The 24,741-nt window shown below is 71.1% G+C and carries 21 protein-coding genes; 9 read left to right on the top strand and 12 right to left on the bottom strand.

The window, feature by feature from the left end:
- The first annotated feature begins 29 nt into the window (after positions 1-29).
- A complete protein-coding gene (locus tag ACF1GV_RS05710) occupies positions 30-1,040 on the top strand; it encodes a heme A synthase (RefSeq protein ID WP_391678164.1) in 1,011 nt (336 codons plus the stop codon).
- A 19-nt stretch (positions 1,041-1,059) separates the two neighbouring features.
- Here ACF1GV_RS05710 and ACF1GV_RS05705 read toward each other — a convergent pair whose 3' ends face one another.
- The 3 genes from ACF1GV_RS05705 to ACF1GV_RS05695 all read right to left on the bottom strand — a co-directional run bounded on the left by ACF1GV_RS05705 (position 1,060) and on the right by ACF1GV_RS05695 (position 3,601).
- Positions 1,060-2,166: an amidohydrolase family protein gene (locus tag ACF1GV_RS05705; RefSeq protein WP_391678161.1), complete on the bottom strand. Its 1,107-nt coding sequence runs from the start codon at positions 2,164-2,166 to the stop codon at positions 1,060-1,062.
- 67 nt (positions 2,167-2,233) lie between these two features.
- Positions 2,234-2,554, bottom strand: coding sequence for a hypothetical protein (locus tag ACF1GV_RS05700; RefSeq protein WP_391678159.1), 321 nt, complete (start codon positions 2,552-2,554; stop codon positions 2,234-2,236).
- 93 nt (positions 2,555-2,647) lie between these two features.
- A complete protein-coding gene (locus ACF1GV_RS05695; protein WP_391678505.1) occupies positions 2,648-3,601 on the bottom strand; it encodes a heme o synthase in 954 nt (317 codons plus the stop codon).
- Positions 3,602-4,051: 450 nt separating this feature from the next.
- Between ACF1GV_RS05695 and tkt the strand changes: the two genes are divergently transcribed.
- From tkt to pgl, 5 genes are read left to right on the top strand one after another with little or no spacing between them, the layout of a single operon-like run.
- The gene (gene tkt / locus ACF1GV_RS05690; protein ID WP_391678157.1) at positions 4,052-6,139 is read left to right on the top strand and encodes a transketolase; all 2,088 of its coding nucleotides are present in this window, start codon (positions 4,052-4,054) and stop codon (positions 6,137-6,139) included.
- Positions 6,140-6,173: 34 nt separating this feature from the next.
- Positions 6,174-7,292: a transaldolase gene (gene tal, locus ACF1GV_RS05685; protein WP_391678155.1), complete on the top strand. Its 1,119-nt coding sequence runs from the start codon at positions 6,174-6,176 to the stop codon at positions 7,290-7,292.
- A 4-nt stretch (positions 7,293-7,296) separates the two neighbouring features.
- Complete coding sequence (zwf, locus tag ACF1GV_RS05680; protein WP_391678153.1) at positions 7,297-8,820, top strand: glucose-6-phosphate dehydrogenase; 1,524 nt, start codon at positions 7,297-7,299, stop codon at positions 8,818-8,820.
- Positions 8,817-9,941 carry a glucose-6-phosphate dehydrogenase assembly protein OpcA gene (gene opcA / locus ACF1GV_RS05675; protein WP_391678152.1) on the top strand — a complete coding sequence of 375 codons (1,125 nt, stop codon included), beginning with the start codon at positions 8,817-8,819 and terminating at the stop codon, positions 9,939-9,941. Before zwf ends, opcA begins: the two co-directional genes overlap by 4 nt.
- On the top strand, positions 9,938-10,720 hold the full coding sequence (gene pgl / locus ACF1GV_RS05670; protein WP_391678150.1) for a 6-phosphogluconolactonase: 783 nt from the start codon (positions 9,938-9,940) through the stop codon (positions 10,718-10,720). The genes opcA and pgl overlap by 4 nt, the downstream gene beginning before the upstream one ends.
- Before the next feature lie 91 nt (positions 10,721-10,811).
- Here the strand turns inward: pgl and ACF1GV_RS05665 are convergent, their stop codons facing one another.
- The 5 genes from ACF1GV_RS05665 to ACF1GV_RS05645 all read right to left on the bottom strand — a co-directional run bounded on the left by ACF1GV_RS05665 (position 10,812) and on the right by ACF1GV_RS05645 (position 17,405).
- The gene (locus ACF1GV_RS05665; protein ID WP_391678147.1) at positions 10,812-11,651 is read right to left on the bottom strand and encodes a carbohydrate ABC transporter permease; all 840 of its coding nucleotides are present in this window, start codon (positions 11,649-11,651) and stop codon (positions 10,812-10,814) included.
- On the bottom strand, positions 11,648-13,009 hold the full coding sequence (locus ACF1GV_RS05660) for an ABC transporter permease subunit (protein ID WP_391678145.1): 1,362 nt from the start codon (positions 13,007-13,009) through the stop codon (positions 11,648-11,650). Before ACF1GV_RS05660 ends, ACF1GV_RS05665 begins: the two co-directional genes overlap by 4 nt.
- 6 nt (positions 13,010-13,015) lie before the next feature.
- A complete protein-coding gene (locus ACF1GV_RS05655; RefSeq protein WP_391678143.1) occupies positions 13,016-14,344 on the bottom strand; it encodes an ABC transporter substrate-binding protein in 1,329 nt (442 codons plus the stop codon).
- Between the two features lie 40 nt (positions 14,345-14,384).
- Positions 14,385-15,998 carry a glycoside hydrolase family 13 protein gene (locus ACF1GV_RS05650; protein WP_391678140.1) on the bottom strand — a complete coding sequence of 538 codons (1,614 nt, stop codon included), beginning with the start codon at positions 15,996-15,998 and terminating at the stop codon, positions 14,385-14,387.
- Between the two features lie 135 nt (positions 15,999-16,133).
- A complete protein-coding gene (locus ACF1GV_RS05645; protein WP_391678139.1) occupies positions 16,134-17,405 on the bottom strand; it encodes an ABC transporter substrate-binding protein in 1,272 nt (423 codons plus the stop codon).
- Positions 17,406-17,528: 123 nt separating this feature from the next.
- Between ACF1GV_RS05645 and ACF1GV_RS05640 the strand changes: the two genes are divergently transcribed.
- The 3 genes from ACF1GV_RS05640 (at position 17,529) to ACF1GV_RS05630 (ending at position 21,158) form a co-directional block, all read left to right on the top strand.
- Positions 17,529-18,044 (top strand): PadR family transcriptional regulator, encoded by a 516-nt coding sequence (locus ACF1GV_RS05640; protein WP_391678137.1) that lies wholly within the window; start codon positions 17,529-17,531, stop codon positions 18,042-18,044.
- Positions 18,041-18,802, top strand: coding sequence for an ABC transporter ATP-binding protein (locus ACF1GV_RS05635; protein WP_363266998.1), 762 nt, complete (start codon positions 18,041-18,043; stop codon positions 18,800-18,802). Before ACF1GV_RS05640 ends, ACF1GV_RS05635 begins: the two co-directional genes overlap by 4 nt.
- Positions 18,803-18,875: 73 nt before the next feature.
- Complete coding sequence (locus ACF1GV_RS05630; RefSeq protein WP_391678136.1) at positions 18,876-21,158, top strand: FtsX-like permease family protein; 2,283 nt, start codon at positions 18,876-18,878, stop codon at positions 21,156-21,158.
- 56 nt (positions 21,159-21,214) lie between these two features.
- Here the strand turns inward: ACF1GV_RS05630 and pgi are convergent, their stop codons facing one another.
- From pgi to tpiA, 4 genes are all read right to left on the bottom strand, one after another.
- Positions 21,215-22,864: a glucose-6-phosphate isomerase gene (pgi, locus tag ACF1GV_RS05625; protein ID WP_391678135.1), complete on the bottom strand. Its 1,650-nt coding sequence runs from the start codon at positions 22,862-22,864 to the stop codon at positions 21,215-21,217.
- A gap of 200 nt (positions 22,865-23,064) precedes the next feature.
- The gene (locus ACF1GV_RS05620) at positions 23,065-23,400 is read right to left on the bottom strand and encodes an RNA polymerase-binding protein RbpA (RefSeq protein ID WP_003957010.1); all 336 of its coding nucleotides are present in this window, start codon (positions 23,398-23,400) and stop codon (positions 23,065-23,067) included.
- Positions 23,401-23,617: 217 nt separating this feature from the next.
- Positions 23,618-23,854 carry a preprotein translocase subunit SecG gene (gene secG, locus ACF1GV_RS05615; RefSeq protein ID WP_363267001.1) on the bottom strand — a complete coding sequence of 79 codons (237 nt, stop codon included), beginning with the start codon at positions 23,852-23,854 and terminating at the stop codon, positions 23,618-23,620.
- Between the two features lie 108 nt (positions 23,855-23,962).
- Entirely contained in the window at positions 23,963-24,739 is a 777-nt protein-coding gene (gene tpiA, locus ACF1GV_RS05610) for a triose-phosphate isomerase (protein ID WP_391678132.1), read from the bottom strand.
- Positions 24,740-24,741 lie beyond the last annotated feature (2 nt).

The following is a 24,741-nucleotide window of genomic DNA, read 5'->3' as shown; positions in this document are numbered from 1 at the left end:
GTGAAAGCGTGCACAAGCAGGCGCCTACCATGGAGCCCGTGCCCAAGCTGACCCGCGCCGACGCCACCGCGGCCGTGCGCAACCCGCTCGCCTTCATCGCCGCACGCTGGACGCCGACCCCGAGGACGGTCCAGCGGGCGGCTCTGTCCGCCGTCGTGATGGCCGTGATCATCGTGGTCACCGGCGGTGCCGTCCGGCTGACCAGTTCCGGACTCGGCTGCCCGACCTGGCCCAAGTGCACCGACGACTCGCTCACCGCGACCAGCGCGATGGGTTTCCACGGCGCCATCGAGTTCGGCAACCGGATGCTGACCTACGTGTTGTGCGCCGCCGTCGGCTGGGCGATCATCGCCGCACGCGCCCAGAAGCCGTGGCGGCGCGGCCTGACCCGGCTGGGCTGGGCCCAGTTCTGGGTGGTCATGGGCAACGCCGTGCTCGGCGGCATCGTCGTGCTCGTCGGCCTCAACCCGTACACGGTCGCGGCGCACTTCCTGCTCTCCACCGCGCTCATCGCCGTGGCGACGCTGATGTGGCAGCGCAGCCGCGAAGGTGACGGGGAGCCCCGGCCGTTGGTCGGCAAGTCCGTCCAGCAACTGGTGTGGTTCCTGGTGGTCGCCTCAGTGCTGCTGATCGCGGTGGGCACCGTGGTGACCGGCGCGGGACCCCACGCGGGTGACTCCAGCAAGGTGGACCGCATCCCCGTGGACTGGGAGGCCGTCGCCAAGCTGCACGCGGTCCTGGCGTGGATCGTGGTCACACTGACCTTCGCGCTGTGGTTCGTACTGAAGGCGGTCGACGCGCCCAAGGGTCCGCTCGCGCGGACGCGGGATCTGTTCCTCATCCTGCTGGCGCAGGGTGTGATCGGCTATGTCCAGTACTTCACCAAGCTCCCCGAGCTGCTGGTCGGACTGCACATGCTCGGTTCGGCGCTGGTGTGGATCGGGGTGCTGCGGGTCCTGCTGGCCCTGCGGGAACGTCCGGAGGCCGCGAAGGCGGACCTGCCGGGGCCGTCGGCCGAGGCGAAGCTGGCGAAGGCCTGAGACCTCCGGGACGGGCTGGTCACCCCAGCCCGTACACCCGCCGTGCGTTCCCCGACGCCACCATGATCGCGACCCGTTGCGCGTCCTCCAGGGACCAGGCGCCCTCGGCCGCCCAGCCGCCCAGCACGCGGCCGAGGGCCTCGCGGAACAGGCGGGCCGCGACGACGTGCAGCTCCGGCAGCCCCCGGGCCCCGCTGGAGAAGAGGACCTTGCCGAAGGGGGCCAGTTCCAGCACCTCGGCGAGCACGGTCGCCGCGCGGGCGCCGGTGCGCACCAGCGCGGCGCCCACGTCGGCGTACACATGCGGGAAGACACCCGCGAGGTGGGCGGCGTGCCGGTGGTAGGGGTAGCCGTGCAGCAGGACCAGGTCGGTGCCGAGCCCCGCGGTCGCCCGGACGAAGTCCGTCAGCAGCACCGGATCGGTGCGGTCGGTGCGCTGCCCCGGCCCCCCGAGCCCCGCGTGCAGCTGGAGCGGCAGCCCGGAGGCCACCGCGATCCACAGCAGGTGCTGTAAGAGCACCGGGTCGCTCAGCTCGCCCCCGACCCGGCGCCCGGCCAGCCAGCGCCCGGCGGCGCCGCGCACCTGTCCCGGCCCGGGCGGCTCCGGCGCGAGCGCCAGTCCGTGCCGTACGCCTGCCACGGAGGTGAAGGCGACCGCGTGCGCGGCGGCGCCGTGCACCGATTCGGCGAGGTTGACGAGGAAGGACCCGACGGTCCCCGAGGTGTCGGCGACCTGCTCGGCGAGCAGTTCGAGGCGCACGATCTCGTGGGCGTCGGCGTCTGCGGCGGTGGCCATCTCGCCGGGCCCGGTGAGGTCGCCGGGCAGTCCCGTGTCGACGAGGTACGTGGTGATACCGCTGCCGCTCAGCAGCCTGCGGCCGGCCTCCAGGACGCCCAGCTCACGGCGGCGGGCGAGGTAGCGGGCCGGCGCGCAGTGCGGTTCCAGGCCGAGCAGGGGCGGGCACCAGCGGCGTACGGCGAAGCCTGTCTGGGTGTCGAAGAGGGTGGTGCCGGGGGCGGGTGGTCCCTCGGTGCGGGCCAGCTGGGCCTCGAAGGTGCCGAGGCCCAGCTCCGTTCTCAGTACGCCGTGGCAGTACTGGTCCACGAGGGACGGCGTTTCGATCATCCGGGTTCCCCCTGAAGGACGCGGTACCCTACCGGTCCTAACGGGTGAACCGGGGATGAGGTGTTGCTCAGCCGCCGATCTGAATGCCGGCCATCCGCTTCCACTCGTACGATCCGGTCTTCACCTTGGCCGCGAACTCGCCGTCGAAGGACTCGTGGGCGGTGATGCCGGACTTCTCGACGGCCTTCTCGGCGATCTCGTACGACGGGGCCACCAGGTCGCCCCAGCCGCCGTCCTCGCCGACGAGGACGATCCGCGCGCCCCGCTCGCCGATGTAGGACACCTGGCCCTCGGCACCGCCGTGCGCCTTGGAGAAGGCGCTGATCCGCCGGGCGAGCTTGTCCGCCGTGCGCTCGGCCTTCGCGTCAACCTGCTGCGTGTCTGCCATGGGCAGGATGCTACCGATCGGTAGATCGAACGGCGACGGGCGGGGGGCGTGGGATAGCCCACGCCCCCCGCCCGGGATGTCCAGAGATGGGCGTTACCGCAGGAACGGGTCCACGGCCACTGCCACGAACAGCAGCGACACATAGGTGATGGACCAGTGGAACAGCCGCATCTCCTTCAGCTTCCCGCCCGTCACCTCGGCCTTCGCCCGGTTCTGCAGGGCGTGCGCCTCCCACAGCCACCAGCCCCCCGAGGCCAGCGCCACCGCCGTGTAGAACCAGCCGGTGTAGCCCAGCGGGGTCAGCAGCAGCGAGACGGCCACCATCACCCAGCTGTAGATCACGATCTGCTTGGCGACGACCTTGTTCGAGGCGATCACCGGCAGCATGGGCACGCCCACGCGCGCGTAGTCGTCCTTGACCTTCATCGACAGCGGCCAGTAGTGCGGCGGCGTCCAGAAGAAGATGACCAGGAAGAGGATGACCGGCGCCCAGGTCAGCGAGTCCTTCACCGCCGTCCAGCCGATCAGCACCGGCATGCAGCCGGCGATGCCGCCCCACACGATGTTCTGCGCGGTGCGGCGCTTGAGGATCATCGTGTAGACGACGACGTAGAAGAGGAGCGCGCCGAGGGAGAGCCAGGCGCTCAGCCAGTTCACGGTGAGGCCGAACAGCAGCGTCGAGACCACCGCGAGGGTGATGCCGAAGGCCAGGCACTCCGGGGGGCTCACCATGCCGGTGACCAGCGGACGCTGCGAGGTGCGGTCCATCAGCGCGTCGATGTCGCGGTCGATGTACATGTTGAGCGCGTTGGCGCCGCCGGCGGACAGGTAGCCGCCCAGGCAGGTGAGCAGCACCAGCTTCAGATCCGGCACGCCCTGCTGCGCCAGGAACATCACCGGAACCGTGGTGATGAGCAGCAGCTCGATGATCCGCGGCTTGGTAAGCGCCACGAACGCCTTGACTCGGGCCCCGAACGGCCGGTGGATCGGGCGCTCATCACTCCCGAGCACGCCCGCTGGACGGGATTCAACGGCCGTCACGCACACCCCTGACAGAGACATCCCAGCAAGCCTCCCCGTGTGAAGTGGCGGTGAAGGCTCGCGCGTACCACGCCACTTTAGACGTTGCCCATACCCCGGCCTTCGCGGGGGTCGGGTCGTGTTGGCAGGAGAGATCGTTGCGGGCCGGACGGCGCCCCGCCGGATGGTGATCGTTCCCGACCCCGTCGGCGCGTTTGCGGAATGCGTTCTTCCGGGCGAACCGAAGCTCGATTGAGCGGTCAGATGAGCGCCTCCGTATTCATGTGCCGAATGCCTTACGGCCCAGTCGGGAGGCGGATCGCACTCAGTCCCGGCAGTCTGTATTGACGGGGAAAAACGCACGTCTTCACGGGGGTAGGCTCGACAGCGGCCGGTGGGCGCCCAGTGCACCGGCGACCGGTGGGCACACGCCCGACCAGACCGGTATTCGACATGTGGAGAGGAGCCCTGAAAAGGGTGAGCACCAAGCCGACCACCACAGACTTCGAGTGGACCGAACTGGACCAGCGGGCCGTGGACACCGCCCGCGTCCTGGCCGCCGACGCCGTACAGAAGGTCGGCAACGGCCATCCCGGCACGGCGATGAGCCTGGCTCCGGCCGCCTACACCCTCTTTCAGAAGGTGATGCGGCACGACCCCGCCGACGCGGACTGGGTCGGGCGTGACCGCTTCGTGCTGTCCGCCGGACACTCCTCCCTGACCCTGTACACCCAGCTGTACCTGGCCGGCTTCGGCCTGGAGCTGGACGATCTGAAGTCGTTCCGCACCTGGGGCTCGAAGACCCCCGGTCACCCGGAGTACGGCCACACCACCGGCGTGGAGACCACCACGGGCCCGCTCGGACAGGGTGTCGCCAACGCGGTCGGCATGGCGATGGCGGCCCGCTACGAGCGCGGCCTGTTCGACCCGCAGGCCCCGGCCGGCGAGTCCCCCTTCGACCACTTCGTCTACTGCATCGCCGGTGACGGCTGCCTGCAGGAGGGCATCTCCGCGGAGGCGTCCTCGCTGGCCGGCCACCAGAAGCTCGGCAACCTGATCCTGCTGTGGGACGACAACCACATCTCGATCGAGGGCGACACCGAGACGGCCGTCTCCGAGGACACGGTCAAGCGGTACGAGGCGTACGGCTGGCACGTGCAGCGCGTGGACGCCAAGGAGAACGGCGACCTGGACCCGGAGGCGATCTTCGCCGCGATCCAGGAGGCCAAGGCGGTCACCGACCGGCCGTCCTTCATCGCCATGCGCTCGATCATCGCCTGGCCCGCCCCGAACGCGCAGAACACCGAGGCCGCCCACGGCTCGGCGCTCGGCGAGGACGAGGTCGCCGCCACCAAGCGCGTCCTCGGCTTCGACCCGGAGAAGACCTTCGAGGTCGCCGACGAGGTCATCGAGCACACCCGGCAGGCGCTGGAGCGCGGCCGCCAGTTCAAGGCGGAGTGGGAGAAGTCCTTCCAGGAGTGGCGGGACGCCAACGCCGAGCGCGCGGCCGAGTTCGACCGCATCGCCAAGGGCGAGCTGCCCACCGGCTGGGAGGAGAAGCTCCCGGTCTTCGAGACGGGCAAGGGTGTCGCCACCCGGGCCGCCTCCGGCAAGGTGCTGCAGTCGCTCGGCGCGGTGATCCCGGAGCTGTGGGGCGGCTCGGCCGACCTCGCGGGCTCGAACAACACGACGATCGACAAGACGTCGTCGTTCCTGCCCGAGGGCAACCCGCTGCCGGAGGCCGACCCGTACGGCCGCACCATCCACTTCGGCATCCGCGAGCACGCGATGGCCGCGGAGATGAACGGCATCGCCCTGCACGGCAACACCCGCATCTACGGCGGCACGTTCCTGGTGTTCTCCGACTACATGCGCAACGCGGTGCGCCTGTCGGCCCTGATGCACCTGCCGGTGACGTACGTGTGGACGCACGACTCCATCGGTCTCGGCGAGGACGGCCCGACCCACCAGCCGGTCGAGCACCTCGCCTCGCTGCGCGCGATCCCGGGCCTGAACATCGTCCGCCCGGCCGACGCCAACGAGACCGCCATCGCCTGGCGCGAGATCCTCACGCGCTGGACGAAGGAATTCGGCAAGGGCCAGCCGCACGGCCTGGTCCTCACCCGCCAGGGTGTGCCGACCTACGAGCCGAACGACGACGCGGCCCGCGGTGGCTACGTGCTGTTCGAGGCCGACGGCGGCGAGGCGCAGGTGCTGCTGATCGCGACCGGCTCCGAGGTGCACGTGGCCGTCGAGGCCCGTGAGCAGCTCCAGGCCGCGGGCATCCCCACGCGGGTCGTGTCCATGCCGTCGGTGGAGTGGTTCGAGCAGCAGGACCAGGGGTACCGGGACAGCGTGCTGCCCCCGTCCGTGAAGGCTCGTGTCGCCGTGGAGGCCGGTGTGGGTCTCACGTGGCACAAGTACGTCGGGGACGCCGGCCGCATCGTTTCCCTGGAGCACTTCGGTGCTTCCGCGGACGGCAAGCTGCTCTTCCACGAGTTCGGCTTCACGGCCGAGAACGTGGCCGCCAAGGCCCGGGAATCCCTCGAAGCCGCTCAGCGCTGACGCTCATATACGACACGTAGGAGATGTAATTTCCATGACAGACGCACTCAAGCGCCTCTCCGACGAAGGCGTCGCGATCTGGCTGGACGACCTGTCGCGCAAGCGGATCACGTCCGGCAACCTGGCCGAGCTGATCGACGAGCAGCACGTCGTGGGCGTCACCACCAACCCGACGATCTTCCAAAAGGCGATCTCCGAGGGCGACGGCTACGACCAGCAGCTGTCCGACCTCGCCGCCCGCAAGGTGACCGTCGAAGAGGCCATCCGCATGATCACCACGGCGGACGTCCGGGACGCCGCCGACATCCTGCGCCCCGTCTTCGACGCCACCGACGGCCAGGACGGCCGGGTCTCCATCGAGGTCGACCCGCGCCTCGCGCACGACACCAAGGCGACCGTCGCCGAGGCCAAGCAGCTCGCCTGGCTGGTGGACCGCCCGAACGCCCTGATCAAGATCCCGGCCACCCGGGCCGGCATCCCCGCGATCACCGAGGTCATCGGCCTCGGCATCAGCGTCAACGTCACGTTGATCTTCTCGCTGGAGCGCTACCGCGAGGTCATGGACGCGTACCTGGCCGGCCTGGAGAAGGCCAAGGAGCGCGGCCTGGACCTGTCGCAGATCCGTTCCGTGGCGTCCTTCTTCGTGTCCCGCGTGGATACCGAGATCGACAAGCGGATCGACGCGCTGGGCACCGACGAGGCCAAGGCGCTGCGCGGCAAGGCCGCCATCGCCAACGCCCGCCTGGCCTACCAGGCGTACGAGGAGGTCTTCTCGTCCGAGCGCTGGCAGGCGCTGGAGAAGGCGGGCGCGCGCACGCAGCGTCCGCTGTGGGCCTCCACCGGTGTGAAGGACAAGGCGTACAAGTCCACCATGTACGTCGACCAGCTGGTCGCGCCGAACACCGTCAACACGATGCCGGAGGCCACTCTCCTCGCCACCGAGGAGAGCGGCGAGATCACCGGCAACACCGTCGCCGGCACCTACGAGCAGGCCCGCGCGGACCTCGACGGGCTGGAGAAGCTCGGCATCTCGTACGACGAGGTCGTGCGGCTGCTGGAGGACGAGGGCGTCGAGAAGTTCGAGGCGTCCTGGAACGACCTGCTCAAGTCGACGCAGGCGGAGCTCGAGCGCCTGGCTCCTTCGGAGGGCTGACAACTTGTCAAGCAGCAACCCGCTGCGTGACCCCGCAGACCGACGGCTCCCGCGTATCGCGGGGCCGTCGGGTCTGGTCATTTTCGGCGTCACGGGCGATCTGTCGCGTAAAAAGCTGATGCCGGCCGTGTACGACCTCGCCAACCGGGGTCTGCTGCCGCCGGGCTTCTCGCTGGTCGGCTTCGCCCGCCGCGACTGGGAGCACGAGGACTTCGCCCAGGTCGTGCACGACGCCGTCAAGGAACACTCCCGCACGCCGTTCCGCGAGGAGGTCTGGCAGCAGCTCATCCAGGGCATGCGGTTCGTCCAGGGCACCTTCGACGACGACGATGCCTTCGAGCGGCTGCGCGGCACGATCGAGGAGCTGGACAAGGCGCAGGGCACGGGCGGCAACTTCGCCTTCTACCTGTCGGTGCCGCCGAAGTCCTTCCCCGTCGTGATCCAGCAGCTCAAGAAGCACGGGCTCGCGGACCAGAAGCAGGGATCCTGGCGGCGCGCGGTCATCGAGAAGCCCTTCGGCCACGACCTGAAGTCGGCCGAGGAGCTCAACGCGATCGTCCACGAGGTCTTCGCCTCCGACCAGGTCTTCCGCATCGACCACTATCTGGGCAAGGAGACCGTCCAGAACATCCTGGCGCTGCGCTTCGCCAACCAGATGTTCGAGCCGATCTGGAACCGGTCCTACGTGGACCACGTGCAGATCACGATGGCCGAGGACATCGGCATCGGCGGCCGTGCCGGCTACTACGACGGCATCGGTGCCGCGCGGGACGTCATCCAGAACCACCTGCTGCAGCTGCTCGCGCTGACCGCGATGGAGGAGCCCGCCTCCTTCGGCGCCGACGCGCTGGCCGCGGAGAAGACCAAGGTGCTCGGCGCGGTCCGGCTGCCCAAGGACCTGGGCCGGGACACCGTGCGCGCCCAGTACACGGCCGGCTGGCAGGGCGGCGCGCAGGCGGTCGGTTATCTGGAGGAGGAGGGCATCGACCCCGGCTCCACGACCGACACCTACGCGGCGATCAAGCTCGGTATCGACAACCGCCGCTGGGCGGGCGTCCCCTTCTATCTGCGCACCGGCAAGCGGCTCGGCCGCCGGGTCACCGAGATCGCGGTGGTCTTCCAGCGCGCTCCCCACTCCCCCTTCGACACCACGGCGACGGAGGAGCTCGGCCAGAACGCGGTCGTCATCCGGGTCCAGCCGGACGAGGGCGTGACGGTCCGCTTCGGGTCGAAGGTGCCGGGCACCTCGATGGAGATCCGGGACGTGTCCATGGACTTCGCCTACGGCGAGTCCTTCACGGAGTCCAGCCCGGAGGCGTACGAGCGGCTGATCCTGGACGTGCTGCTCGGCGACGCCAACCTCTTCCCGCGCACGGAGGAGGTCGAGCTGTCCTGGAAGATCCTCGACCCGATCGAGGAGTACTGGGCGGCCCACGGCCGGCCGGCGCAGTACGAGGCCGGGACCTGGGGTCCGGCCCAGGCCGACGAGATGCTGGAGCGGGACGGACGGAGCTGGCGCCGGCCATGAGGATAGACCTGACGGACACCACGGCCAGCAAGGTCAACAAGGCACTGGTGCAGGGCCGCCGCGCCATCGGCACGCCGGCCGTCGGCATGGTGCTGACCCTCGTCATCGTCACCGACGAGGAGAACGCCTACGACGCGCTGAAGGCCGCCAGCGACGCCTCGCGCGAGCACCCCTCGCGCACGCTGGTGGTCATCAAGCGGGTCTCGCGCACCCCGCGCGACCGCACCCAGTCCCGCCTGGACGCCGAGGTGCGGGTGGGCGCGGAGGCGAGCACCGGAGAGACGGTGGTGCTGCGTCTGTACGGCGAGGTCGTCGACCAGGCCCAGTCGGTGGTCCTGCCGCTGCTGCTGCCGGACGCGCCGGTCGTCGTGTGGTGGCCGGTGAGCGCCCCGCTCGACCCGGCGAACGACCCGCTCGGCGCGCTGGCGCAGCGCCGGGTGACGGACTCCTACGCCGCGGAGGAGCCGGTACGGGAGCTGGCGGTGCGCGCCCGGACCTACGCGCCCGGCGACACCGACCTGGCCTGGACCCGGCTCACGCCGTGGCGCTCGATGCTGGCGGCCGCGCTGGACCAGGTCACGTGCAAGGTCCAGGCGGTCGAGGTGGAGGGCGAGGAGTTCAACCCGAGCTGCGAGCTGCTGGCGATGTGGCTCGCGGACCGGCTGGACGTGCCGGTGAAGCGGTCGCCGTCGGCCGGCCCCGGCCTGACCGCGGTCCGTATGAAGACCGACTGCGGTCCGATCAAGCTGGACCGCGCGGACGGCACGCTCGCCACCCTGTCCATCGAGGGCCAGCCGGACCGTGCGGTGGCGCTCAAGCGCCGGGAGACCTCCGAGCTGATCGCGGAGGAGCTGCGCAGGCTGGACCCGGACGACACGTACGCGTCCGCGCTGCGGTTCGGGGTGGAGAAGCTGAACGCCGCCCCGGCCTCCGACGAACCGGCTCCCGCCGAGGAAGCCACCGCCTCCGACAAGCCCGCCGAGGCCGGCGAGCCTGCCGAGGCCGGCGAGGACGCCGTCGCTGTCGAGACCCCCGTCGAGGAGGCCGCGAAGGCGCCGGCGAAGAAGGCTGCCGCCAAGTCCGCCCGGAAGTCCCCGACGAGGAAGGCGGCGGCGAAGTGAGCACTCCGCAGCTGGTCGTGCACCACGACAAGGAGCTGATGGCGCAGGCCGCCGCGGCCCGCCTCATCACGAAGATCGTGGACGCGCAGACGTCCCGCGGCTCGGCGTCGGTCGTCCTCACCGGCGGCCGCAACGGCAACGGCGTCCTCGCGGCGCTCGCCGCCGCGCCGGCCCGGGACGCCATCGACTGGGCCCGCCTCGACCTGTGGTGGGGCGACGAGCGGTTCCTGCCCGAGGGCGATCCGGAGCGCAACGTCACCCAGGCGCGCGAGGCCCTGCTGGACGCCGTACCGCTGGATCCCAAGCGGGTGCACGCCATGGCCGCCTCGGACGGGCCGTACGGCACCGACGCCGACGCGGCGGCCGCCGCCTACGCGGAGGAGCTGGCGCAGGCGGCGGGCCCGGAGAACCATGGCCCGGTCCCGGTGTTCGACGTGCTGCTGCTGGGCGTCGGCCCGGACGCGCACGTGGCGTCGCTGTTCCCGGAGCTGCCGGGGGTCCGGGAGACCGAGCGGACGGTGGTCGGGGTGCACGGTTCGCCCAAGCCGCCGCCGACCCGGATCTCCCTCGCGCTGCCCGCGATCCGGGCGGCCCGGGAGGTGTGGCTGCTGGCGGCCGGCGAGGACAAGGCGCAGGCCGCGGCGATGGCGCTGTCGGGTGCGGGCGAGATCCAGGCCCCGGCTGCGGGCGCCCGGGGCCGCTCCCGCACCCTGTGGCTGCTGGACACGGCGGCGGCCGCCCAGCTGCCGAGGTCGCTGTACCCGCCGGCGTCGCCGTGAGCGCGGGTCGTTGACGCGGGGCGCCGGGCGGACCGGGACATCGGTCCGCCCGGCGCCTTTTCCGCCCGGTCGGTTCGGGGTGGGGCCAGGGCTACTTCACCGACCCCGCCATCACGCCCTGCACGAAGTGCCGCTGGAAGGCGAAGAAGACCACCACCGGGACGATCAGGGACAGGAACGCGCCCGGGGCCAGGACGTCGATGTTGCTGCCGAACTGGCGGATCTGGGACTGGAGTTGCACGGTGAGCGGCTGGGAGGAGCTGTCGGCGAAGAGCAGCGCGACCAGCATGTCGTTCCACACCCACAGGAACTGGAAGATGGCCAGTGACGCGATCGCCGGGCGCCCCACCGGGAGCACCAGGCGGATGAAGATGCGCCACTCGCTGCCGCCGTCCATCCGGGCCGCCTCCAGCATCTCCTTCGGCATCTCGGCGAAGTAGTTGCGCAGCAGGAACACGGCGAACGGCAGCCCGTAGGCGACGTGGAAGAGGACGACGCCGGGGATCGTGCCGAACAGGCCCAGTTGACCGAAGAGTTTGGCGACCGGCAGCAGGCCGATCTGCACGGGCACCACCAGCAGCGCCACCACGAGCAGGAACAGCGGCTCGCGCAGCGGGAAGTCCAGCCAGGCGAAGGCGTATCCGGCCAGTGCCGCCAGGACCACGACCAGGACGGTCGTCGGCACCGAGATCATGACGGTGTTCCAGAACGCCTGGGTGATGCCCGCGTTCTTCAGCAGTGCCGAGTAGTTGTCGAAGGAGAGCTCGCCGGGGCTGGCGAACACCGTCCACCAGCCGCCCTTGGCCGTGTCCGAGGCCGACCTGAGCGAGGACAGGAACAGTCCCGCGAGCGGGGTCACCCACATCAGGGCGATCACCACGAGGAAGGCCTGCACCACGGCGCTGCCGAGGCCCCGCCTGACCGCGTTCATCGCTGACTCCTTCGGAAGCGGCGGACGTTGAAGACCATCGCGGGGATGACCAGGAGCAGCAGCAGGACGCCGAGGGCGCTGCCGAGGCCCTGGTTGTTGCCGCCGCCGAAGGACACCAGCCACATCTGGGTGGCGAGCACGGTCGCGTCCTCCTGCACCGGTCCGGGCGCGATGATGTAGACGAGGTCGAACACCTTCATCACGTTGATGACGAGGGTGACGAAGACGACCGTGAGGACCGGCGCGAGCAGCGGCACGGTGATCCGGCGGAAGATCTGCCACTCGTTCGCGCCGTCCATCCGCGCCGCCTCCAGGGCGTCGCGGGGCAGCGTGGACAGGCCGGCGCCGATGAGGACCATCGCGAAGCCGGTCCAGATCCACAGGTACGCCCCGATGATCGCCGGGGTGACCAGGGTCGGCCCGAGCCAGGAGACGCCCTGGTAGGGCGGGGCGAAGTTGGTCTTCGGCAGCTTCAGCCGGTAGGTGCCCTCGTCGAGCCCCGAGAAGCGGAAGGAGCCGTCGGTCCCGGTCGTCGCGCTCGCGACCGTGCGGCCGTCGCGGACCGCCTCGACCTTCATCCCGGGCAGGCCGCTCTCCTTGGGGTCGACGCGGCCCTGCTGTCCTCCCCCGCCGGGGGTGAAGTCGAGGTAGACCACCCCGCGCACCTCGTCGGCGCCGGCTGTGCGCGCGGCGGCCCCGTAGGCGGGACGGACGTCCTTCGGCAGGTCCCCGGGCAGCACGCCGACCAGGCCGAGCGCCGCCGACTGTCCCGGCCGCACGCTCGCGGTCGTCAGGTAGGAGCCGTCGCGCCCCGGCTCGAGACCCTGCCCGTCACGGACGCGGGCCGTCGGGTAGGACGAGGTGCCCGTGAACGCGTCGTGGACGGAGACGACGGCCGCGTTGAGGACGCCCTTGCCGGGGTCCTCGTCGTAGGCGAGGCGGAAGATGATGCCGGCGGCGAGGAAGGACACGGCCATCGGCATGAACAGCAGCAGCTTGAAGGCGGTGGCCCAGCGGACCTTCTCCACCAGCACGGCCAGGATCAGGCCGAGTCCGGTGAGCAGCGCGGGGGCCACCACCACCCAGATCGTGGTGTTGCGGATGGCTTTGAGGGTCGCCGGGTCGCGGAACATCTCGGTGTAGTTGTCGCCGCCGACGAAGCGGGTGCCGGAGGCGTCGAAGAAGCTGCGGCCGACGGAGAACAGCACCGGGTAGACGACGAGCGCGCCGAGCAGCAGCAGCGCCGGGAAGACGAACAGCAGGGCGATGACCCGCCCGCGCCGCTTCAGCCGCCGGGCGCGGGTGGCGGGCGGCGCGGTGCGGGGCGGCCCCGCTTCTGTGGTCAGGGTGGCGGTCATCGGCGATCAGCCCTGGTACGCCTTGGCCGCAGCGGCCTCCAGCTTGGCGGCGGTGCCCTGCGGGTCGGACGGGTCGCGCAGGAAGTCCTGGAGCAGCTTCCACTCGCCGACGCCCTTGGTGCCGCCGAAGGAGGCGGGCGCCTGGTCGGACATGTCGAAGCGGACCGAATCACCGGCGGTGATCAGCGACTTGGCGGTGGCGCGGGTGACGTCGTCGCCGTACTGGGCGAAGTCGAGCTTCTTGTTCGGGGACAGGAAGCCGCCCGCCTTCGCCCACACGGCCGCCGCCTCGGGGGTGGCCAGGTACTCCAGCAGCTTCATGCCGGCGTCGGCGTTCTTGCCGTCCTTGAGGACGACGGCCGCGTCGCCGCCGCTGACGACCGGGGCCTTGCCGCCGTCGACCGCGGGGAAGGGGAAGAAGTTCGCGTCCGTGCCGATGTTCCTGCCGAACTGGTCGTGCGCGACGCCGGCCACGAAGTCGCCCTCGTAGACCATGCCGGCCTGCGGCTTGGGCCCGAACACCTTCTCCACCGAGCCGGGGAAGTCGGTGTTCAGGGCTTCCTTCTGCCCGCCGGCGATGAGCTGCTTGTCCTTGAAGAGCTTGCCGAGCGTCTGCAGCGCCTTGACCACGCTGGCGTCCGTCCACTTCAGCTTGTGGGCGGCGAGGGCGTCGTACTTCTCCGGTCCGGCCTGGGAGAGGTAGATGTTCTCGAACCAGTCGGTGAGGGTCCAGCCGTCCTGCCCGGCCACTGCGAACGCGGCGCGCCCGGAGTCGGAGACGGTGCGCCCGGCCTTGAGCATCTCGTCGTACGTCGTCGGCGGCTTGACGCCGGCCTGGGCGAGCGCGTCGGGGCTGTACCAGACGGTGGACTTGTGGGCGGCCTTGAAGTAGAGGCCGTACAGCGTGCCGTCGACGCTGCCGTACGTCTTCCACACGGGCGCGTAGTCGGCGCCGATCGTCTGCTGAGCGGTCGCCGACAGCGGCTTGAGCCAGCCCTTCTTCGCGAACTGCTGGAGCACGCCGACCTGCGGGACCATCACGACGTCGGGGGCGTTGCCGCCCTCGATCTTGCTGCCGACGACCGTGGAGACGTTGTCGCCGGTGGAGACGAACTGCGTCTTGGCGCCGGTCTTCTCGCTGAACGCGTCCAGCACCTTCTGGAAGTTCTTCTGCTCGCTGCCGGACCAGACACCGGCGACGGTGACGGTCTTGCCGCTGAGCGCCTTGTCGCCGCCGCCGGCCGTGACCGGGCCGCCGCCTCCGCAGGCGGTGGCGCCGAGGGCGAGGGCGAGGGCGGTGCAGCCGGTGAGCAGGGTGGTACGTCGTCGCATCATCGTCGATGTCCTTCGAAGGGTGAGGAACGAACGGGCGGGTTCAGAGGTCGGCGATCCACCAGGCGGCCGTGGAGCCGGGCAGTTCGCCGGGGGTGGGGCAGGGGCCGCTGGACAGCAGCGGGGTGCCGGGGGCAGGTGCGGCGGCCGGGGCCGTGGTGAAGTTGACGGCGCAGACCAGGCCGTCGCCGCGGGTGAAGGCGAGCACGCCGGGCGAGGTGTTCAGCCAGCGCAGCTCCCCCTCGCCCAGCTGCGGGAGGTCCTTGCGCAGCTGGAGGCCGTCGCGGTAGAGGTGCCAGAAGGAGCGGGTGTCGGCGAGGGCCCGGTCGGTGGCGTACTCGGCGAAGTAGTCCGGCTGCGGCAGCCAGGGCTTGGCGCTCTCGGCCCCGGAGGTGAAGCCGAACGGGGACGCCTGTCCGGACCAGGGCAGCGGCACCCGGCAGCCGTCACGGATGCGGGCCCGGCTGCCGGTGCGGCGGAAGATCGGGTCGGTGAGCACGTCGTCGGGCAGGTCGACGACCTCGGGCAGGCCCAGCTCCTCGCCCTGGTAGATGTACGCCGCGCCGGGCAGGGCCAGCATCAGCAGGGCGGCGGCGCGGGCACGGGCGGCGCCGAGGCCGCTGCCGTGCGGGGTGGGTTCGCCGTAGCGGGTGACGGTGCGGACCTGGTCGTGGTTGTTGAGGACCCAGGTGACCGTGGAGCCGGTGCCGGCGATGTCCTGCATGGCCTCGCAGATGACCTTGCGGAAGGCGTCGGCGTCCCAGGGGGCGCCGAGCAGGTCGAAGAAGAAGGCCTGGTGCAGTTCGTCGGGGCGCACGTACTGGGCGTGCTCGCGGGCGGTGGGCACGGAGACCTCGCCCACCAGGAGGCGTTCGCGCCCGTCGCGCCCGGCGTACTCCTCGCAGACCGAGCGCCAGTGCCGCCACACCTCGTGCACCTCGGGCTGGTTCCAGGCGAGCGGGTTGACCGAGTCGCGGGTGCGGGCGTCGGCCTCCGGGTCGTCGGAGTCGGGCAGCTCGGGGTGCTTGTACAGGCCGGCGGCGACATCGATGCGGAAGCCGTCGACGCCGCGGTCCAGCCAGAACCGCAGGACCCGGTCGAACTCGGCGGTGATCTCGGGGTTGCGCCAGTTCCAGTCGGGCTGCTCGGGCGTGAACATGTGCAGGTACCACTGGCCGTCTCCGACCCGGGTCCACGCGGGGCCGCCGAACATCGCGTGCCAGTTGTTGGGCGGCTCGCCGCCGTCGGGGCCGCGGCCGTCTGCGAAGTGGAAGCGGGCGCGGGCCGGGCTGCCGGGCGCGCTCGTCAGCGCCTCGCGGAACCACGGGTGCTCGCTGGAGCAGTGGTTCGGGACGATGTCCAGCAGGACCTTGATGCCGAGGCGCCGTGCGGCGGCGATCAGCAGGTCGAACTCGGCGAGGTCGCCGAAGAGCGGGTCGACGTCGCAGTAGTCGGCGACGTCGTAGCCGTGGTCGTGCTGCGGCGAGGGGTAGAAGGGGCTCAGCCAGATCCCGTCCACGCCGAGCTTCTTCAGGTACGGCAGTCCGGCCCGTACGCCCGCGAGATCGCCGATGCCGTCGCCGGTGCTGTCCAGGAAGCTGCGGACATACACCTGGTAGATCACCGCGTCACGCCACCAGCGGTACTTACTCAACATGCATGCATGTTAGGTAGCCATGTCGCAGGGGTGTCAATGAAAAGAACAGAAGCTACTGCCGAGTTGACGAGGCAAAGACGGACAGATCAGGGTATTCTTCGAGCAGATGAGATGTCCGCGTTACCTAACAGGTAACTATCGCTGGGAGGTGGCGGCAAGCTCCCGCGCAAGGCGCCGTACCGCTGCCGCGGGCGTCTGGCGCCCGGTCAGCGCGTCGTGCACGACCGCCTGCACCACCAGGCTGACCTGGTCGTAGTGCGGGCTCTTGGGGCGCGGCGCGGCGTTCAGCACGCTCTCGCGCAGGGTCGGCAGATACGGGAACTGCCGCACCAGGGCCGGATCGTCGTAGAGATCGGCGCGTACGGGCGGCAGCGCGCCCCGCGTGAGGACCTGGCGCTGGACGCGCTCGCTGGTCAGGTACGCGATCAGGCGCTCGGCGGACTGCGGATGCCGGGCATGGGCGTTCACGGCCAGGTTGGACCCGCCGAGCACGCTGGTGCCGGGCCCGTCAGGACCCGGCAGCGGTACGACGCCGATCTTCCCGGCGACCTTGGAACCGGGGGCGGAGGCGACGGCGTAGGCGTAGGGCCAGTTGCGCAGGAAGAGCAGCCGGCCGTCCTGGAACGCCTGCTTGGACTCCTCCTCCTTGTAGGTCAGCGCCGCCTTCGGGATCCAGCCCTCCCGCAGGCCGCGCACCAGGAAGCCGATGCCCTCGCGGGCGGCGGCGGAGTCCACGGTGACCCGGGTGCCCTCGTCGCCGAGGATGGTGCCGCCGGCCGAGTAGACCGCCTCGGCCGCGTTCACGGTCAGCCCCTCGTAGGGCAGGAGCTGGCCGGCGTACCCGTCGAGGCCGTACTTCGGCGCGATCGTCTTCGCGTCGCGCTCCAGCTCGGCCCAGGTGCGCGGCGGGGGCAGGCCCTCCTTGGCGAGGACGTCCTTGCGGTACAGCAGCAGGCCGGCGTTGGTGACGTACGGCACCGCGTACAGCCGGCCGTCGTAGGTGGCCGTGTCCACGACCGGCGGCAGGAAGGTGTGCAGCGGGAAACGGGCGCGCGGCAGCGGGGCGATCCAGCCGGCCGCGGCGAACTCCGAGGTCCAGTCGACGTCGATGTTGAGCACGTCGAACCGGCCGCGGTCGCCGCCGCGCAGGTCGGTGACCATCTGGGCGCGGGTCTCGTCGGCGGAGTCGGGCAGCTCGACGAGCGTGACCTTCTCGCCGGGGTGAGTGCGGTTCCAGCCCTGGAGAAGGGGGCCGAGGTAGCCGGTGAGATCCCCGGCCGTGGCCAGCGTGAGCGGCCCTCGGCCGGCCGCGGCCCCCTCGTCGACGCGGGCTCCGGAGGCGACGTAACCGGTGAGTACGACGGCGAGAACGAGGAGGCCCCTACCGGCGGCACGTATCCACCGCATAGGTTCCTCCCTGTACACCGGCCACGGGCATCCTTGCCCGGGGTCAGAGGCCATGTATACCTGTTAGGTAATGCGCGATACTAGGGCCTGGAGCACATTGGGCGAGACAGGAGGACTGACGGCGTGCGCCTGCCCCTCCTGGCACTCCTGGCCCGCGGTCCGGCCCACGGCTACGAGCTGAAGCAGGACCTTGAGCAACTGCTCGGCTCCGCGTACCCTCAGCCGAACATCGGCCAGATCTATGTGACCCTCGGCCGTCTCGAGAAGCAAGGGCTGATCGAGGGCGAGGAGGTCGAGCAGTCCAGTCGGCCGAACAAAAAGATCTACCACCTCACCGACGCCGGCCGGGAGGCGCTGAGCACCTGGTTCGAGGACACCGAGGACGAGCCTCGGGTGCGGGACGAGTTCTTCATGAAGCTCGCGCTCGCCCTGCAGACCGGTCTCGCCGACCAGATCGCCCTCATCAACCGCCAGCGGCGCCAGTACCTCAACACCATGCGGAGCCTGTCGAAGCTGGCGGCGGCGGAGAGCCGGGAGAACCGCATCGCCCATCTGCTGATCGAGGGCGCGATGCTGCATCTGCAGGCCGACCTGGACTGGCTGGAGCGGTGTCAGGAAGAACTGGAGGAGCTGGAGTGAGCGAGAGCACGCAGACTTCGGCTCCCGTGCTGCGCGCCGAGGGGCTGGTAAAGACACACCACGGCGAGGGCGCCCCCGCGCATGCCGTGCGCGGCGTCGACCTGAGCGTCGCGGCCGGTGAGTTCGTGGCCGTCACCGGCCCGTCCGGCGCAGGCAAGTCGACGCTGCTGCACCTGCTGGGCGGGTTGCAGCGGCCGGATCAGGGCAGCGTCTGGCTGGGCGAGGCCCGCACGGACACCTGGAGCGAGGCTCGCTGGGCGGTGGAGCGGCGCAAGCGCATCGGCATCGTCTTCCAGTTCTTCAACCTGGTGTCCAACCTCTCGGTCGCCGACAACGTCGAGCTGCCCGCGCTGCTCGCCGGAGTGCCGCCGAAGCGGGCCCGCGCCGAGCGGGAGGAGCTGCTGGGCGAGCTGGGTCTCGCCGGCAAGGAGCGCAGCATGCCGGGCGAGCTGTCCGGCGGCGAGCAGCAGCGCGTCGCCCTCGCCCGGGCCCTGGTCAACCACCCGCCGCTGCTGCTGGCCGACGAACCCGCCGGCAGCCTGGACAGCAAGGGCACCCGTGAGGTGATGCGGCTGCTGTCCCGCTTCCACCAGCGCGGCCAGACGATCGTGCTGGTCACCCATGACGCCCGGCTGGCGAGCGCCGCCGACCGGGTGATCAGCTTCTTCGACGGCCGGATCGTGGACGACGCGACCCTGGACGGCGCCCCGCCGGCCCGTGGGCGCGGCACCTCGGGCGTACTGGAGCTGACGGAATGACCCCGGTGAACGGACGTGCGCGACACGGTGCCGGGGCGCGGGCCGGGCTCGTCGGGGCAAGGAGCTGACGGCGGTGCGAGCGACTCTGCGCTGGGCGCACTCCGATCTGCGCGCGCACCGCGGCGAGGCCCTGTTCATCGTGCTGGCCACCGCGGGGATCGTCGCGTCGCTGCTGCTGGCCACGGCCCTGTTCGGGTACGCCACCAACCCCTGGCAGCGGGTCTTCACCCAGTCCCGCGGCGCCCACGTGTGGCTGCACACCACCGCCACGGCCGACACCCACCGGCTCCCCGCACTCGACGGCGTCGCCTCCGTCGCCGGCCCCTACGCCACCGAGCCGGTCACCGTCGCCGCCCGCGGCACCCGTGCCGCGGTCGAGCTGCGTGCCACGGACGGCCGCCCCTCGGTGGGCCGCCCGCTGCTCACCTCCGGGCAGTGGCTGCGGCCGGCGGACCCCGACGGGGTGGTGCTGGAGAGCCGGCTCGCCCACGCGCTGCTGGCCGAGCCCGGGGACACGCTGAGCGTGCCCGGCACCCACCGCACGCTGACCGTCGTCGGCATCGCCGACAGCGCCGAGCCCGGCTACCGCCCCGGTGAGCGGCCCGGCCTGGTCTGGGCGCCACCGGCCGCGCTCCACTCCCCGTACGGCCGGGTCGTCGGCCTGCGGCTGACCGACCCGGGCGACACGGACTACGTCGTGCAGCGGGCCGTGACCGCGCTCGGCGCCGGCACGGTCGGCGAGGTCGCCACCTGGCAGCAGGCGCGCGCCGAGGCACAGGGCGACACCCGGCTGCTGGGCCAGGTGCTGGGGCTCTTCGGCCTCGGCGCGCTGCTCGCCGCCGGCCTGGCGGTGCACGGCGCTCTGGCGACGCGGATCCGCGGCCACCTGCGGGACATCTCGGTGCTGAAGGCGATCGGCTTCACCCCCGGCCAGGTGGTACGGATCTTCCTGCTCCAGCACGTGGCCTACGCCCTGCTCGGCGCGGTGGCCGCGGCCGTGCTGGTGCAGGGCGTCGGCAGTGGCGTGCCGGGCCGGCTGGGGGACGCGGTCGGCGTGTGGCAGGGCCTGCCCGGTCACACCGCGGCGCTGATCGGGGTGCCGGTCGCGGCGGTGCTGTTCATCGCCGCGGTCACGGGGCTCGCGGCCTGGCGGGCGGGGCGGGTCCCGCCGGTGCCGGTACCGCGCCCGGCGGCCCCGGCGGCCGGCCGGCTGACGGGCCCGGCCCGCCGGGCCCTGGGTCTCGGCGTGCCGCCCGGCCTGGTCCTGGGCTGGCACCGCGCGTTCACCCGGGGCCCGCGCAGCGCGGCGACGATCGCCCGTCTGACGCTGCCGCTGCTGCTGATCGTGGTGGCGCTGGGTGCCTGGACGACCATCGACCGTTTCCACACCGCACCCGAGCGGATGGGCCTGCCGGCGGCGCTGACCGTCCGCACGGACGCGAGCATGACCGACACCGCCACGCGAACCCTGCTCGCCCGCACCCCGCAGGTCGCCGCGGCCTATCCGGGGGTCGAGGTGGCGGCGCTGGTCCCCGGCCAGACCGCGACGATCGCGCTGCGCGGCCTGGGCACCCATGCCTCGCCCTACCCCTACACCCTCGCCGAGGGCCGCGCCGCGCACGGCCCGGACGAGGCGGTGGCCGGTCAGGGTCTGCTGGACCTGCTGGACGTCCGCGTCGGCGACTGGGTCCGTATGACCGTCGGCGACCAGCCGCAGATCCTGCACATCGTGGGCCGCAGCATCGAGCCGGAGAACGCCGGCCGGGTCATCTCCACGTCCCTGGACACCCTCCGCGAGAACGACCCGGGCCTGCGCCCGAGCCTGTACCAGCTCCGGCTGCGCGAGGGCGCCGACCCCGGCGCGGTCGCCGCCTCGCTGACGACGGCGGCCCACGGCCATCTGGACGTCCACCGGGTGACGAACCCGGCGGACGGCCTGTCGCCGCTGCGCGGGGTGGTCGCGGGCCTGATCGCGATCCTGGCCCTCATCGGGGTCGTCGAACTCCTCACCGCGATCGGCGCCACGGTCCGCGAGAGCGAGCCGGACCTGCTCGCGCTGAAGGCGATCGGCCTCTCCCCGCGTCAGATCACGACGATCACCGTCACGGCGACGGCCCTCACCACCCTCACGGCGGTCGTGGCGGCGCTGGCGCTGGGCGTCCCCCTGTCCCACTGGCTGGTCGACACCCAGGGCACGACGAGCGGCATCGGCGCGGGCATCGCCCAGACCCCGTCGCCGACGGTCCTGCTCCTGCTGTCGGCGACCGCGACGGCGGGTGCCGTTGCTCTGGCCGCGCTTCCGGCGGCACGCGCGGCGCGCCGGCGCCTGGCGGACACGCTGAGCGCGGTGGCGTAGGGGCGTACGGCCTCCGCGCTCGGACGATCGGGGGTCAGCGCTCGGACGATCGGGGGTCAGCGCCGGCGCAGTGCGCGGTAGGCGGACACCAGGTTCTTCGTCGACGCGTCCAGGCCCGCCACGTCCGCTCCCCGCCTCAGCGCCGGCTCGATCCGCTTGGCCAGGACCTTGCCCAGCTCCACGCCCCACTGGTCGAAGGAGTCGATGTTCCACACGGCGCCCTGCACGAACACCTTGTGCTCGTACAGCGCGACCAACTGCCCCAGCACCGACGGCGTCAGTTCGCGCGCGAGGATCGTGGTCGTCGGGTGGTTGCCCCGGAACGTCTTGTGGCCGACCAGTTCCTCCGGCACCCCCTCCGCGCGCACCTCCTCGGGCGTCTTGCCGAAGGCCAGCGCCTGCGTCTGCGCGAAGAAGTTGGCCATCAGCAGATCGTGCTGCGCCTTGAGGCGGTCGCTCAGCTCCGCCACCGGCTCGGCGAACCCGATGAAGTCCGCCGGGATCAGCTTGGTCCCCTGGTGGATCAACTGGTAGTACGCGTGCTGTCCGTTGGTGCCGGGCGTCCCCCACACCACCGGCCCGGTCTGCCACTGCACCGGCTGCCCGTCGCGCTGCACCGACTTGCCGTTGGACTCCATGTCCAGCTGCTGCAGATACGCCGTGAACTTGGACAGGTAGTGCGAGTACGGCAGCACCGCGTGCGACTCGGCCCCGTGGAAGTTGCCGTACCAGATGCCCAGCAGCCCGAGCAGGAGCGGCGCGTTGGCCTCGGGCGGCGCCGTGCGGAAGTGGTCGTCGACGATGCGGAAACCGTCGAGCATCTCCCGGAAGCGGTCCGGGCCGATGGCGATCATCAGCGACAGGCCGATCGCGGAGTCGTAGGAGTACCGCCCGCCGACCCAGTCCCAGAACTCGAACATGTTGGCCGTGTCGATGCCGAACGCGGCGACCTTCCCGGCGTTCGTCGACAGCGCGACGAAGTGCCGGGCGACCGCGGCCTCGTCACCGAGCGCGTCCAGCAGCCAGGCCCGCGCGGACGTGGCGTTGGTGATCGTCTCGATCGTGGTGAACGTCTTGGACGCCACGATGAACAGCGTCTCGGCCGGGTCCAGGTCGCGGACGGCCTCGTGGAGATCGGCGCCGTCGACGTTGGACACGAAACGGAAGGTCAAGTCCCGCGCGGTGTAGGCGCGCAGCACCTCGTAGGCCATCGCGGGACCCAGGTCCGAGCCGCCGATGCCGATGTTGACGACATGCCGGATGCGCCTGCCGGTGTGACCGGTCCACTCCCCGGAGCGCACCCGCTCGGCGAAGTCGCTCATCCGGTCGAGGACGGCGTGCACCTGCGGTACGACGTTCTCCCCGTCGACCTCGACGACGGCGTCCCGCGGGGCGCGCAGCGCGGTGTGCAGGACCGCCCGGTCCTCGGTGATGTTGATCTTCTCGCCGCGGAACATGGCGTCCCGCAGGGCGAACACGTCCGCCGCGGCGGCCAGCTCGCGCAGCAGGCGCAGGGTCTCGTCGGTGACCAGGTGCTTGGAGTAGTCGATGTGGAGGTCACCGACGCGCAGCGTGTACCCGGTGCCGCGCCCGGGATCGGCGGCGAACAAGTCCCTCAGATGCGTCTCGGCCAGCTCTTCGCGGTGCTTGGCGAGCGCGGCCCATTCGGGTGTCCGGTGGAGCCTCGTGCGGCCGTCTGCGTTCATGTCCGACGTCAGCCTTCTTTCGTACCTGTCCCAGCGGTCCCAACCTATTCGATCACCGGGCGGCACGAGCCGTCGTGGCGTGGTCGTCCGGCGCAACAAGAGGTACGTCCGGATGGCACGCCGGTGTCAGGGAGGTGACCGCCGGGGCGGCACACACGTCCGGCCGGGCGCCCCCGAGGCGCCCGGCCGGTCGTCAAGTCCTAGATTTCGCCGCGCAGTTTGGCGAGCGCCTCGGCGAGGATCGCCTCACCGTCCGCGTCGCTGCGCCGCTCGCGTACATACGCCAGGTGCGTCTTGTACGGCTCGGTGCGCGGCGGGTCCGGCGGGTTGTCCCGGTCCTGTCCGGCCGGGAAGCCGCAGCGCGGGCAGTCCCACGTGTCGGGCACCTGCGCGTCGCTGGCGAAGCTCGGCTGCGTCTCGTGCCCGTTGGAGCACCAGAAGGAGATGCGCAGCCGGGGCGCGGACTCGCCGCGCTCGGCTTCGCCCATCGGCCCAGCCCCGACCCGGCTTCCTCGGATCGCGTTGCCACTTGCCACGGTCGTAACTCCCTGCGTGATGGTGCCGCGAAGCTAGTCGGCGTTTCGCTTCGCCGCGAGCGCCTCAGTCTACGTAAGGCCCAACGCGCGTCCAGTGAGGGGAGTTACAGCCCCCCGGCACGCAGACGCAAGCCCCATGATAGGCCGCGCTCCGCGGCGCGTACCGACCATGGGGCCATACGTATCGGAATGTGCGTGATGTGTGTGATGCGTGCCGTCAGCTGTTCGACTTCATGACCATGCCGAGGACGATGATGCACGCGAGCCACAGCAGGCCGACCACGACGGTGATGCGGTCGAGGTTGCGCTCGGCGACCGAGGAGCCGCCGACGGAGGACTGCACGCCGCCGCCGAACATGTCGGAGAGGCCGCCGCCCTTGCCCTTGTGCATCAGCACCAGCAGCATCAGCAACAGGCTGAAGACGATCAGGGCGATCGAGAACCCCAGAACCACGGCTGGACCAACTTCCTCGGAATCGGATGGACGACGGGGGCCGGCGGACATCCTCCGGCCCCCGCAAGGGTACGACGAAACGCCGTCACCGCATACTCACAGCTCGCCTCACTGATCGCGGAAGCGCACGATCTTGACGAACTCGTCGGCGTCGAGCGAGGCGCCGCCGACCAGGGCGCCGTCGATGTCGGCCTGGGCCATGATCTCGGCGACGTTGCCGGCCTTGACGGAACCGCCGTACTGGATGCGGACCTTCTCGGCCAGCTCCTGCGAGTACAGCTCGGCGAGCTTGGCGCGGATCGCGGCGCAGACCTCCTGGGCGTCCTCGGCGCCGCAGACCTTGCCGGTGCCGATGGCCCACACGGGCTCGTAGGCGATCACGACGGACTCGGCCTGCTCGGCCGGGACGTCCTTCAGACCGCCCTCGACCTGGGTGAGGGTGTGGGAGACGTGGTTGCCCGCCTCGCGGACGTCCAGCTCCTCGCCGACGCACAGGATCGGGGTCAGACCGTGCTTGAAGGCGGCCTTGACCTTGGTGTTCACGATCTCGTCGGTCTCGTGGTGGTACTGGCGGCGCTCGGAGTGGCCGACGGCCACGTACGTGCACTTCAGCTTGGCCAGCATCGAGCCGGAGATCTCACCGGTGTAGGCGCCGGAGTCGTGCGCCGAGATGTCCTGGGCGCCGTACTTGATCTTCAGCTTGTCGCCGTCGACCAGGGTCTGCACGGAGCGCAGGTCGGTGAAGGGCGGCAGGACGGCGACCTCGACGGCCTCGTAGTCCTTGTCGGCCAGGGCGAAGGCGAGCTTCTGGACGTGCGCGATGGCCTCGAGGTGGTTGAGGTTCATCTTCCAGTTGCCCGCCATCAGCGGCGTGCGAGTGGTCATAC

The organism is Streptomyces sp. NPDC014006 (assembly GCF_043088925.1).
GTDB lineage: Bacteria > Actinomycetota > Actinomycetes > Streptomycetales > Streptomycetaceae > Streptomyces.
This window is presented reverse-complemented; position numbering and strand designations above follow the sequence as displayed.

What these genes read in the sequence shown, in the direction of transcription:
- ACF1GV_RS05650 (WP_391678140.1), bottom strand. Translation starts at nt 15,998, where the DNA reads ATGTTGAGTAAGTACCGCTGGTGGCGTGACGCGGTGATCTACCAGGTG.
- pgi (WP_391678135.1), bottom strand. Translation starts at nt 22,864, where the DNA reads ATGAACGCAGACGGCCGCACGAGGCTCCACCGGACACCCGAATGGGCC.
- tal (WP_391678155.1), top strand. Translation starts at nt 6,174, where the DNA reads ATGACAGACGCACTCAAGCGCCTCTCCGACGAAGGCGTCGCGATCTGG.
- ACF1GV_RS05705 (WP_391678161.1), bottom strand. Translation starts at nt 2,166, where the DNA reads ATGATCGAAACGCCGTCCCTCGTGGACCAGTACTGCCACGGCGTACTG.
- ACF1GV_RS05660 (WP_391678145.1), bottom strand. Translation starts at nt 13,009, where the DNA reads ATGACCGCCACCCTGACCACAGAAGCGGGGCCGCCCCGCACCGCGCCG.
- ACF1GV_RS05700 (WP_391678159.1), bottom strand. Translation starts at nt 2,554, where the DNA reads ATGGCAGACACGCAGCAGGTTGACGCGAAGGCCGAGCGCACGGCGGAC.
- tpiA (WP_391678132.1), bottom strand. Translation starts at nt 24,739, where the DNA reads ATGACCACTCGCACGCCGCTGATGGCGGGCAACTGGAAGATGAACCTC.
- opcA (WP_391678152.1), top strand. Translation starts at nt 8,817, where the DNA reads ATGAGGATAGACCTGACGGACACCACGGCCAGCAAGGTCAACAAGGCA.
- ACF1GV_RS05645 (WP_391678139.1), bottom strand. Translation starts at nt 17,405, where the DNA reads ATGCGGTGGATACGTGCCGCCGGTAGGGGCCTCCTCGTTCTCGCCGTC.
- ACF1GV_RS05655 (WP_391678143.1), bottom strand. Translation starts at nt 14,344, where the DNA reads ATGATGCGACGACGTACCACCCTGCTCACCGGCTGCACCGCCCTCGCC.
- ACF1GV_RS05710 (WP_391678164.1), top strand. Translation starts at nt 30, where the DNA reads ATGGAGCCCGTGCCCAAGCTGACCCGCGCCGACGCCACCGCGGCCGTG.
- ACF1GV_RS05665 (WP_391678147.1), bottom strand. Translation starts at nt 11,651, where the DNA reads ATGAACGCGGTCAGGCGGGGCCTCGGCAGCGCCGTGGTGCAGGCCTTC.